The 11,353-nt window shown below is 71.9% G+C and carries 6 protein-coding genes and 3 pseudogenes; 3 read left to right on the top strand and 6 right to left on the bottom strand.

The genetic code is table 11. The features are described 5' to 3' along the window. From B1L11_RS51720 to B1L11_RS23810, 3 genes and pseudogenes are all read left to right on the top strand, one after another. Positions 1 to 450 (top strand): annotated as a pseudogene (locus B1L11_RS51720) (polysaccharide deacetylase); the annotation flags it as partial. A gap of 145 nt (positions 451 to 595) precedes the next feature. Continuing rightward, on the top strand, positions 596 to 1,207 hold the full coding sequence (locus B1L11_RS23815; RefSeq protein WP_079316545.1) for a Uma2 family endonuclease: 612 nt from the start codon (positions 596 to 598) through the stop codon (positions 1,205 to 1,207). A 177-nt stretch (positions 1,208 to 1,384) separates the two neighbouring features. After that, positions 1,385 to 4,564, top strand: a complete 3,180-nt coding sequence (locus tag B1L11_RS23810; protein ID WP_079316540.1) for a penicillin acylase family protein — start codon at positions 1,385 to 1,387, stop codon at positions 4,562 to 4,564. A gap of 8 nt (positions 4,565 to 4,572) precedes the next feature. Here B1L11_RS23810 and B1L11_RS23805 read toward each other — a convergent pair whose 3' ends face one another. The 6 genes and pseudogenes from B1L11_RS23805 to rplT all read right to left on the bottom strand — a co-directional run bounded on the left by B1L11_RS23805 (position 4,573) and on the right by rplT (position 11,339). Beyond that, positions 4,573 to 4,818 (bottom strand): hypothetical protein, encoded by a 246-nt coding sequence (locus B1L11_RS23805; protein ID WP_079316539.1) that lies wholly within the window; start codon positions 4,816 to 4,818, stop codon positions 4,573 to 4,575. Between the two features lie 108 nt (positions 4,819 to 4,926). Further along, positions 4,927 to 7,495, bottom strand: a pseudogene (locus tag B1L11_RS23800) (phenylalanine--tRNA ligase subunit beta). Next, positions 7,495 to 8,594 (bottom strand): annotated as a pseudogene (gene pheS, locus B1L11_RS23795) (phenylalanine--tRNA ligase subunit alpha). Before pheS ends, B1L11_RS23800 begins: the two co-directional pseudogenes overlap by 1 nt. A gap of 270 nt (positions 8,595 to 8,864) precedes the next feature. Further along, complete coding sequence (locus B1L11_RS23790) at positions 8,865 to 9,899, bottom strand: ATP-binding protein (RefSeq protein WP_079316538.1); 1,035 nt, start codon at positions 9,897 to 9,899, stop codon at positions 8,865 to 8,867. A gap of 155 nt (positions 9,900 to 10,054) precedes the next feature. Beyond that, positions 10,055 to 10,888 carry an RNA methyltransferase gene (locus B1L11_RS23785; RefSeq protein WP_079316537.1) on the bottom strand — a complete coding sequence of 278 codons (834 nt, stop codon included), beginning with the start codon at positions 10,886 to 10,888 and terminating at the stop codon, positions 10,055 to 10,057. A gap of 70 nt (positions 10,889 to 10,958) precedes the next feature. After that, entirely contained in the window at positions 10,959 to 11,339 is a 381-nt protein-coding gene (gene rplT / locus B1L11_RS23780) for a 50S ribosomal protein L20 (RefSeq protein ID WP_079316536.1), read from the bottom strand. Positions 11,340 to 11,353 lie beyond the last annotated feature (14 nt).

Genomic DNA, 11,353 nt, shown 5'->3' with positions numbered 1-11,353 from the left:
ATCCTCATGCACGACCAGTACGCGACGACGGTCCAGGCCATCCCCCAGATCGCGGCCAACCTCCGCAGCCGCAACCTCTGCGCGGGCATGATCTCGCCGTCCACCGGACGCGCGGTCGCCCCCGACGGCGGCAGCGGCGGCCCGACCGGGCAGCCGACCGTCACGCCCACCAACCCCGGCGGCGGTAGTTGCACCGCGACGCTGTCCGCGGGTCAGCAGTGGAGCGACCGGTACAACCTCAACGTCTCGGTCAGCGGCTCCAGCAACTGGACCGTGACGATGACCGTCCCCTCCCCCGCCAAGATCATCGCTACCTGGAACATCAGCGCCAGCTATCCCAGCGCCCAGGTGCTGACCGCGAAGCCCAACGGCAGCGGCAACAACTGGGGCGTGACCATCCAGCACAACGGCAACTGGACCTGGCCGTCCGTCTCCTGCCGGGCCGGCTGACCTCCACACAGGGGTGCGGCGCTCTTCCGGGGGAGCGCCGCACCCCCTGTCGTTTACTCGTCGCACTGCGAGCGTAGGAGTGTTCCGGCACCCCGCCAGCGGGGAAACACATCGCGAGGCGCTCATGCGTTGCTACGGTGAGCGCATGACGGCAGAGGCATGGAGCGAAGCGCCATTGAGTGACACGCACGGTCTCCCGAGCTGGGTCTTCCCTCCGGCGGAAGGCTTCACGGCAGCCGACCTCGATCACATGCCGCAACTTCCTGCGCACACAGAGTTGATTGATGGAAGCTTGGTCTTCGTGAGCCCCCAAGCCTCCTTCCACAGCCTCATGCTGTTCCTACTGGAGCGTGAGCTGCGCCGGTTCTGCCCCGCCCACCTGCGCGTGCGCCGTGAGATGAGTGTCGTTCTCGGGCTTCGCCAAAGGCCCGAGCCCGATCTGGTGATCCTTCGCGCCGAGGCGGTGCAGGGAACGAGCGAAACCTCATACGAGGCGAGTGACGTGCTCTTGGTCGTCGAGGTCGTCTCGCCGGACTCGGAGGAGCGGGACCGCAAGCGCAAGCCGCAACTCTACGCGGAGGCGGGGATCGCCCACTTCTGGCGGATCGAGAGCCAGGCCGGGCGGCCCACGGTCTACGTCTACGAACTCGACCCGGCGACCACGTCGTACGCGCTGACCGGCATCTATCACGACCGGCTCAAGCTGTCCGTGCCCTTCGAGATCGACGTCGACCTCACCGAGATCGACGCTCTCTGAGCTTCGCCTCCACAAGACGGCGGCAGAGCGGACGCGGCGCCGCCGCCACCGGCGACGAATCACCCCATTGATCCTCTGGTTACCCGCGCGTATCGTCCAGAGTCGAGCACTGCTCACGTTCTGTGCACAGAGAGTGGTCCCTTCACCCCCCCGACACCGCCGAAGGGAAGTTCCCCCATGCACGCGCGCCTTCGACGGGCGATCACCGCTGCCGCCGCGCTGGCCCTCGTCGCTGTCGGCCTGCCGGCGGCGCCGGCCGCCGCGGCCCCCTACTACCCGCCCGACGACTACTGCCTGGGCCAGTGCGCGGACATCCTGCCGCCCGGCCAGAACGGCAACGCCACACTGGTGGACATCCTGGGCAACCAGACCCTCGGCACGTACCCGGCCCACAGCAAGGACCAGCTCGGCAAGTACGCCGACCTCATCTCGGGCTACACCGGCCTGACCGACGAGCAGATCTCCGCGTTCTTCAACGACAGCGCGTTCGGCGTGCCGGCGAACCAGGTCGACAGCACGGTCAGCCCGCGCTCCGACGTCACCATCGTCCGCGACAAGGCCACCGGCGTCCCGCACGTCACCGGCACCACCCGCGAGGGCACCATGTTCGGCGCCGGATACGCCGGCGCGCAGGACCGCCTGTGGCTGATGGACCTCATGCGCCACGTCGGCCGGGGCGAGCTGACACCGTTCGCCGGCGGCGCCGCCGGCAACAGGGAGCTGGAGCAGAGCGTCTGGCGCAACTCCCCCTACACCGAGGCCGACCTCCAGGCCCAGATCGACCGGTTGAAGACGGCCGGGATCCGGGGCGCCCAGCTCTACGCGGACGTGCAGAACTACGTCGCCGGGATCAACGCGTACATCGACCACTGCATGGCCGACCGCGACTGCCCGGGTGAGTACGTGCTCACCGGTCACCTCGACGCGATCACGAACAAGGGCGGCCCGGAGGACTTCCGGATGACCGACCTGATCGCGATCTCCGGCGTGATCGGCGGTCTGTTCGGCGGTGGCGGCGGCGCCGAGATGCAGTCCGCCCTCGTACGCGTGGCCGCGCGGGCGAAGTACGGCGCCGCCGAGGGCGACCGGGTCTGGGGGACCTTCCGGTCCCAGAACGACCCGGAGACCGTGCTGACCCTGCACGCCGGGCAGAGCTTCCCCTTCGGGGCGGCCCCGGCCGGCGCGACCGGAGTGGTGCTGCCCGACGCGGGCACGACCGCGCCGGTCGACATCACGGCCAACGAGACCGGCACCGCGACGTCCGCGACCACGCAGGTCAGAAGCGCGCTGACCGGGCTCACCGTGGACAACTCCAAGCCGGACATGTCCAACGCCATCGTGGTCTCGGCCGCCAAGGCGACCGGAGGCCACCCGATCGCCGTGTTCGGCCCGCAGACGGGCTACTTCGCGCCGCAACTGCTCATGCTTGAGGAGCTGTCCGGGCCCGGCATCCGGGCACGGGGCGCGGCCTTCGCCGGGCTCAACCTCTACGTGCTGCTCGGGCGCGGCACCGACTACGCCTGGAGCGCCACCTCCGCCGCCGAGGACATCACCGACACGTACGCCGTGACGCTCTGCGACCCGAACGGCGGCACCCCCACGGTCTCGTCGGACCACTACCTCTACCACGGCACCTGCACGGCGATGGAGACACTGAAGAAGACCAACTCCTGGAAGCCCAACACGGCCGACTCCACCGCCGCAGGGTCGTACGACCTGGTCATCAAGCGCACCAAGTATGGCCTGGTCACCTGGCGGGGCACGGTCGGCGGCGTGCCGACGGCGTTCACGACGCTGCGCTCGACCTACCAGCACGAGGCCGACTCCGCGATCGGCTTCCAGATGTTCAACGACCCGGCCGAGATGGGCTCGGCGGCGGCCTTCCGCAACTCGGCCTCCGCCATCGGCTTCGCGTTCAACTGGTTCTACGTGAACTCCGCCGACGCGGCGTACTTCATGTCTGGCAACGTCCCCGTGCGGTCGGCGGTGTCCGATCCGAACCTGCCCATGACAGGCGACGCCGCGCACGAGTGGAGCGGCTTCGATCCCTCGGCCAACACGGCGTCCTACGTCCCGGCCTCGGCCCACCCCCAGGCCGTCAACCAGGACTACTTCGTGAGCTGGAACAACAAGCAGGCCCAGGACTTCGGCGCGGCCGACGGCAACTTCAGCTTCGGCGCGGTCCACCGGGCCGACCTGCTCGACGCCCCGGTCAAGGCGGCCCTGTCGTCGGGCACCCTCGACCGCGCCGGGGTCGTGAAGATCATGGCGTCGGCCGCGACGACCGACCTGCGCGGATGGAAGGTGCTGCCGAAGCTGCTGCGCGTGATCAACAGCGCGTCCGTCTCCGACCCCGCCCTGGCCTCGGCCGTCTCCAAGCTGTCCGCCTGGGCCGCCGCGGGCGCCAAACGGGAGGAGACCGCCAAGGGCAGCAAGACCTACACCCACGCCGACGCCATCCGGATCTTCGACGCGTGGTGGCCGAAGCTGGTGCGGGCGCAGTTCCGGCCCGGACTGGGCGACGGCCTCTACCAGGCGCTGGTCAACGCGCTGCAGATCAACGAGTCGCCGTCCGGGCACCAGCAGGGCGACGTCTCCTCGCTGCCCGGCTCGGCCAACGAGGCCCAGGCCCACAAGGGCTCGTCGTTCCAGTACGGCTGGTGGGGCTACGTGGACAAGGACATCCGGGCCGTGCTGGGCGACGCGGTGGCCGCTCCCCTGCCGGCGAAGTACTGCGGGGCGACCGTGGCGGCCTGCCGTACGGTCCTGCTGGACAGCCTGTCGGCGGCGCTGGCCGAACCGGCGGCGACGACCTACCCGGGTGACGACTCCTGCTCGGCGGGCGACCAGTGGTGCGCCGATGCCGTCCGGCAGTCGCCGCTCGGCGGCGTCAAGCACTCGCTGATCTCCTGGCAGAACCGGCCGACCTACCAGCAGGTCGTCTCGTTCCCCGCGCACCGCGGAGACGACGTGGCCGACCTCGCCCTGGGCCGTACGGCGAGCGCGTCCAGCACGCAGGGATCCAACAGCGCGGCGAAGGCCGTCGACGGGGACCCGGGCAGCCGGTGGGCCAGCGGGTGGAGCGACAACCAGTACGTCCAGGTCGATCTCGGCTCGGCGAAGACCGTGGGTCGGGTGATCCTGCGCTGGGAGGCGGCCTACGGCTCGTCGTACCGGATCCAGACCTCGCCGGACGGCGCCACGTGGACCACCGTCGCGCAGACGACCACGGGCGACGGCGGCGTGGACAACGTCGCGTTCGCACCGGTCAGCGCGCGGTACGTGCGCATGCAGGGCGTCAAGCGCGCCACCGGCTACGGCTACTCGCTGTACTCCCTTGAGGTGTACGGCAAGTAGGACGGCGGTCAGCCCGGCTCGCGCCAGCCCTCGCCCTCCTCGGCGAGGACGTCGAGCCGGGCGAGGTCGGCCGGGCCGAGGGCGCCGTCCGGATCGTCCACGACGACCACCCACTGGGCGTCCTCGGCGTCGTCCTCTCCGGCGAGCAACTCACGCACGACGGTGGGGACGCCGAGTGCCGGGAACAGCTCGGCCACTGTCTCGGCGGACTCCTCCGCGCTGTCCCGCTCGTGGAACACCAGCAGGTGACGCACCGCTCCTCCGGGAGAGACGACCGCGGGTGCCGGCACTGTGCCCGTTCAGAGCACGCTCGGTGAAGCGTGCTCGTTCGCACCGTGCCGCACCCGCTCAGGCGATCATGCTCAGGCGCCGCGGAGCTGGGCTCCGGTGCGCTCGGCGGCGAGGGCGACCGCGGCGTCGCGCGCCGCCGTGGTCTCCTCGACCGTGAGCGTGCGGTCGGCCGCCCGGAACCGCAGCGTGTACGCCAGGGACTTGTTGCCCTCGCCCACCTGCGGGCCGGTGTAGACGTCGAACAGCCTGATCGACTCAAGCAGCTCGCCCGCCCCCGCCCGGAGAGCGGCCTCGACCTCGGCGACCGGGGTGGAGGCGGCGACGGTCAGCGCGACGTCCTGCGTCGCCACCGGGTAGGCGGACACGGCGGGCGTCTGCACCGGCCCGGCCGGGCTCAGCAGCGACAGCTCCAGCTCCATCGCGCAGGTGCGCGGCGGCAGCCCGTAGGCCTCGACGACCCGCGGGTGCAGCTCGCCGGCGTGACCGGCCAGCACCGGCTCACCGGTCTCGGCGTCGGTGACGGTCAGCGCGGCGCACCGCCCGGGGTGCCACGGCTCGTGCTGGTCGGCCCGGACGCCGAGCTCCACGCCCGCCGCCCGCGCGACCGTGCGGGCCGCCTCGACGGCGTCCGCCCAGGACGCCTGCCGGCCCTCGCCCCACCAGCCGGAGCGCTCGAACTCGCCCGCCAGCACCACGGCCACCCGCAGCGGCTGCCTCGGCAGCGCCGTCTCGATCGCCGCCAGCTCCTCCTCGGTGGGCCTGCGGTCGACCGGAAGGACCGGAGCCGTCGCAGGGGCCTCCGGCTCGGGCCGGTAGACCAGCCCGGACTCGAACAGCGCCACGTCGGCGAAGCCGCGGCCCACGTTGCGCACCAGGGTCTTCAGCAGGCCCGGCAGCAGCGTGGTCCGCATGTACGGCTCGTCCTCGCTGAGCGGGTTGACCAGCCGGGTCGCCCGCCTGCGGGGGTCCTGCTCCGGCAGCAGCAGGTTGTCGAGGTCGCGCGGCCCCATGAACGGGTAGGCGAGCACCTCCACGTATCCCGCGTGGGCCAGGGCGCGGCCCACGCGGCGGCGCAGCCGCTGCGCCTCGGTCAGCCCGCCACCGGCCGGAGCGGGCGGCAGCACCGACGGGATGCGGTCGTACCCCTCGAGCCGGATGACCTCCTCCGCGAGGTCGTTCGGGTCGGTCAGGTCGGGACGCCATGTCGGCGGGGTGACCGTGATCAGGTCGTCGCCGTGGACGGCCAGCCGGTCGGCGAGGTCGCCGGAGGCGAGCACGCCGGTGGCCGCGACGCCGTGCCCGGCCGTGGCCGCGGGGGCGGCGCCCTCCGTCACCACGCAGCCGATCTGCTCCAGCCTGCGGATCACGCTCTCCCGCTCGTACGGCACGCCCGCCACGCGGCTGGGGTGGTCGGCCGGGATGGTGATCCGCACCGGCGAGACCTCCACCTGGGCGTGGGTCACGCCGGGATCGGCGACGGCCCGCCCAGCTCGACCAGGAGCTGGACGGCACGCCACGACGCGGCCAGGGGCAGCTCGCGGTCGACGCCGCGCTCGAACCGCTTGGACGCCTCGCTCACCAGGTTGTGCCGCCGCGACTCGCGGGCGATGCCCGTGGCCGAGAAGTGCGCCGCCTCGATGACGATGTCGGTCGAGGTCTCGGAGATCTCCGTGTGCAGGCCGCCCATCGTGCCGGCCATCGAGATCGGGCCCGAGTCGTCGGTGATGAGGATGTCCTCCTCGTGGAGCGTGCGCACCACGTGGTCGAGCGTCTCCAGCGTCTCCCCCGGCCGGGCCCGCCGTACGACGATCGGGCCGGACAGGCGCGACCGGTCGAAGGCGTGCAGGGGCTGGCCGAGCTCCAGCATCACGTAGTTGGTGATGTCGACGCCAGCGAGACCGAGCGCATGCCGGCGCGGGCCAGCCGCACCCGCATCCACAGCGGGGACTCGATGGCCGGGTCGAAGCCGGTGACCGAACGCAGCACGAACCGGTCGCAGGCGGTGGGGTCGGCGATCGACGCGGGCCAGGACTCGCCGCCGCCGGACTCCGCCTCGGTCGCGGCCGGGTCGCGGAACGGCACGCCGAACGCGATGGCCGCCTCGCGGGCGACGCCCCGGATCGACAGGGCGTATCCGCGGTCGGTGGCGACCTCGAGTTCGAGCACGTCGTCACGCAGGCCGAGCAGCTCGACCACGTCGGCGCCGATCGGCGTGTCCTGCGGCAGCAGCAGGATGCCCGGAGAGGACTCGGCGATGCCGAGCTCGGCCTCCGAACAGATCATGCCGTCGGAGAGGCGCCCGTAGGTCTTGCGGGAGCCGATCTCGAAGCCGCCGGGAAGCACCGCGCCGGGCAGCGCGACCGGGACCACGGCGCCCTCGGAGAAGTTCGTCGCGCCGCAGATGATCTCGCGCGGCGTCGCCTCCCCCACCTCGACCTTGCAGTGCCGGATGGGCTTCTTGAACCCGGTCAGCTCCTCGTACTCGAGGACCCGGCCGACCACGACGTTCTTGATCTCGTGGCCGTGCGAGTGGATGGCCTCCAGCTTGAGGCCGGCGGCGGTGAGCCGGTCGGCCACCTCCTGTGCGGTGACCGCGGGGAGATCGACGTACTCCCGCAGCCATGAAAGCGGGACCTTCATCAGACCTCCATCCCGAACGGCAGGGTGAACCGGATGTCGCCCTCGACCATGTCACGCATGTCCTCGGCGTTGTGGCGGAACATCAGCGTCCGCTCCACGCCCATGCCGAAGGCGAATCCCGAGTAGACGGCGGGGTCGACGCCGCAGGCGAGCAGCACGCGCGGGTTGACCATGCCGCAGCCGCCCCACTCGATCCAGCCCTCGGACTTGCAGGTGCGGCAGGGCGGGTTGCCCGGGACCGCGGAGGAGCCGCGGCAGACGAAGCAGCGCAGGTCGAGCTCGGCCGACGGCTCGGTGAACGGGAAGTAGTGCGGCCGGAAGCGGGTGGTGATCCCCGCGCCGAACATCACCTCGGCGAACCGGTCGAGCGTGCCCTTGAGGTGGGCCATCGTCAGCCCCTTGTCGACCGCCAGGCCCTCGACCTGGTGGAAGACCGGCGTGTGCGTGGCGTCGAGCTCGTCGGTGCGGAAGGTCTTGCCCGGCGACACCACGTACACCGGCAGCGGGCGCGACAGCAGGGCCCTGATCTGCACCGGCGAGGTCTGGGTGCGCAGCACCTTCCCGGAGTCGACGCTCTCCACGAAGAACGTGTCGTGGTCGGACCTGGCCGGATGGTCGGGGGCGATGTTCAGCGCGTCGAAGTTGAACCACTCGCCTTCGAGCTCGGGCCCCTCGGCCACCTCGTAACCCATCGCCACGAACGCGTCGGCGATGCGCTCCTGCAGGGTGGTCAGCGGGTGCCGGGCGCGCGCGGCGCGCGGTCCCAGGGCAGCGTGACGTCGACGGTCTCCTCGATGAGGACCCGCGCGTCGCGCTCGGCCTCCAGCTCGGCCTGGCGGGCGGCGAGCGCCTCGCCGATGGCCTTGCGCGCGGCGCCGATCCGCTTGCCCGCCTCCGCGCGCGCGGCGGGCGGCAGTGCGCCGATCTCACGGTTCGCCAGCGCGATGGGCGAGCGGTCGCCCGCGTGCGCGAGCCTGGCCTGCTTCAGATCGTCGAGGTCGCGCGCCGCGGCGATGGCGGCGAGGGCGTCGGCCTGCGCCCGCGCGACCTCGTCGGCGTGCAGCGGCGTCACCTCGACCGGGTCATAGGTGTTCGACAAGAGAGAGCTCCGTATCCAGGGGCCTGCGAGCGCCCTGCGCTCAGCGGCAACGAGTCTAGTGCCCCTCCCGTCAATCCTTGCCCCGTCGCGTCGCCCAGAGCGGCACCTCGCTGCGTTGTCGTCGTCGCCGATAACGCTGTTATCGGCTCCTCCTCCGCCTTGCGATGCACCACTCTGGACACCGCTCCGTCCGGGCAAGTCTTGCCGGTCACGGCACCCGTCCGATCAGCCCACCGGGCCGTCCTCCGCGCGATCGGCCTCTGGAAAGGCTCAGGCGAAGTCAGGGGTGCCGGTGGGCAAGGTAAATCGGAACTCCGCGCCGCCACCGGGCGCGCGCTGCACGCTGATGGTGCCGCCGTGGGCCTCGACGAGGCCCTTGACGATGAACAGGCCGAGCCCGGTCCCCCCGCGGCGGCGGCCGTTGCCCCGCCAGAACTGGCGGAAGACACGGCCGACCAGCTCGGGCGCCACGCCCTCACCCTGGTCCCGCACCGACACCGCCACTCCCCATTCGACCGGCTCCACCACTATGGTCACCGTACCGCGTCCGTGGCGCACCGCGTTTTCCACCAGGTTCGCGAGGATCTGGTCAATCTTGTCCTGGTCGAGCCACATCTCGGGCAGCTCGCCGAGGACCTCCAGCCGGAAGCGGTCCTCCGGCTCCCCCGCCGCCACCCGGCCCGCGATGATCCTGCGGGCCCGGGCCGGCACGTCCACGATCTGGCGGTGGATCTCCACCCTGCCCGACTCGATGCGCGAGACGTCGAGCAGCTCGGTGATCAGCCGCGTCACCCGGTCGGCGTCCGCGTTGACCGTCTCCAGCATGACGCGCTTCTGGGCGTCGGTGAAACGCTCCCACTTGGCCAGCAGCGTCGCGGTGAACCCCTTGACGCTGGTCAGCGGCGAGCGCAGCTCGTGGGCGACGGTCGAGACCAGGTCGGCGCGGCTGCGCTCGATCCGGGCGCGCGCCGAGGCGTCGCGCAGCGTGATCACGACGCGCTCCACGCGCCCGCCGCGCCGCGGCGTGCGGACGAAGCGCGCGGCGACGAGCATCTCCTGGCGGCCGGGCAGGTGCAGCGGCCGCTCCGGCTGGCGGCTGCGGGTGGACAGCCCGCCCTGCGGGTCGAGCCACTTCCACCAGTCGCGCCCGTCCTGGTCGCGCATCGGCAGCACGTCGCCGATGGGCCTGCCCACCGCCGCCTCACGGGTCGCTCCGGTCAGCCGCTCGGCGGCCCGGTTGACCATCAGGATCACGCCGTCGGCGTCGGTGGCGACGAGGCCGTCGGGAAGGTCGTCGACGTCGATGTGCGCCCGCCCTCCGCGTCCCCCTCAAGGGCGCCGCCGGGGGTGTCGACACCTCGCACGAGACCGCCTCCTCGAGCTCCGGAACTGCGCGCGCCGCCGCCTCCTGCGCGACTCCTTCGCCGACAATAGCGGGTTTCCCGGGCTCGGCAGCAGCCTCAGAGCGCGGGGGTAGTGGGATCTTCCACGGAATGTAAGGTCTGCCGCTGAGCGCGCGCGGAGGCGTACAGGCAGACCGCGGCCGCCGTGGCGAGATTGAGGCTCTCCGCCCGCCCGTAGATCGGGACGCGCACCACCTCGTCGGCCAGCGCGAGGAGCTCGGGCGGCAGTCCCCACGCCTCGTTGCCGAACAGCCAGGCGCTGGGCGCGTCCAGGGCGACCTCGTCGAGGGTCCGGGTGCCCGCGCCGTCGGCCGCGAGCACGCGCAGCCCCGCCTCCCGCGCGTGCCGTACGGCGTCCGCCACGGGAGTGCCGGTCACGACCGGCAGGTGGAACAGGCTGCCCGCGCTGGCCCGCACGCACTTGCCGTTGTACGGGTCCACCGACGCGTCGGTGAACACCACCGAGTCGGCGCCCGCCGCGTCGGCCGTACGCAGGACCGTGCCCGCGTTGCCGGGATCGCGCACGTGGGCGAGGATCGCCACCAGCCGGGCCCCCCGCGGCACCGCCTCGGCCAGCGGGACGTGCACGAACCGGCACACGGCCAGCAGGCCCTGCGGGGTGACCGTCTGGGTCAGCTCCGACATGACCTCGCCGCTCGCGCGGTGGACCGGCACGCCCGCCGCGACGGCGGCGGCCACGATGTCGGCGTGGCGCGTCTCCGCCTCGACCGTCGTGAACAGTTCGACCGTGACGTCCTTGAGCGCGAGGGCCTCGCGGACCGCCTGCGGCCCTTCCGCCAGGAACGCCCGGTCGCGGTCCCGGAAGGCGCGCTTGGTCAGCCTGCGGGCCGCCTTGACGCGCGGCGACTTGATGTTGGTGAGCTCCGCCATGCCCGCTTGTCCCCCCTCGACGTGGATGAGGGCCCGCCGCAGGCGGCGGGCCCTCGTCTTCGCGCAGGTCTCAGGCGACCGGCGCGTTCACGTCGGACGGGAGCGCCTTCTTGGCGGACTCGACCAGCGTGGCGAAGGTCTGCGTGTCGTTCACCGCGAGGTCCGCGAGGATCTTGCGGTCCACCTCGATGCCGGCCAGGCGCAGGCCCTGGATGAAGCGGTTGTAGGTGATGCCGTTGGCCCGGGCGGCGGCGTTGATCCGCTGGATCCACAGCCGGCGGAACGTGCCCTTCTTGTCCTTGCGGTCCCGGTACGCATAGGTCATCGAGTGGAGCATCTGCTCCTTGGCCTTGCGGTAGAGCCGCGACCGCTGCCCGCGGTAACCGCTCGCCCGCTCGAGGACGACCCGGCGCTTCTTCTTGGCGTTGAGCGCCCGCTTCACGCGTGCCATGTTGTTCTATCTCC

Source organism: Microbispora sp. GKU 823, from assembly GCF_002027145.1.
Taxonomy (GTDB): Bacteria; Actinomycetota; Actinomycetes; order Streptosporangiales; family Streptosporangiaceae; genus Microbispora; species Microbispora siamensis.
This window is presented reverse-complemented; position numbering and strand designations above follow the sequence as displayed.

Excerpts from the sequence above, each read along its gene's own strand:
- B1L11_RS23815 (WP_079316545.1), top strand. The coding sequence starts at position 596 with ATGACGGCAGAGGCATGGAGCGAAGCGCCATTGAGTGACACGCACGGT.
- rplT (WP_079316536.1), bottom strand. The coding sequence starts at position 11,339 with ATGGCACGCGTGAAGCGGGCGCTCAACGCCAAGAAGAAGCGCCGGGTC.
- B1L11_RS23785 (WP_079316537.1), bottom strand. The coding sequence starts at position 10,888 with ATGGCGGAGCTCACCAACATCAAGTCGCCGCGCGTCAAGGCGGCCCGC.
- B1L11_RS23810 (WP_079316540.1), top strand. The coding sequence starts at position 1,385 with ATGCACGCGCGCCTTCGACGGGCGATCACCGCTGCCGCCGCGCTGGCC.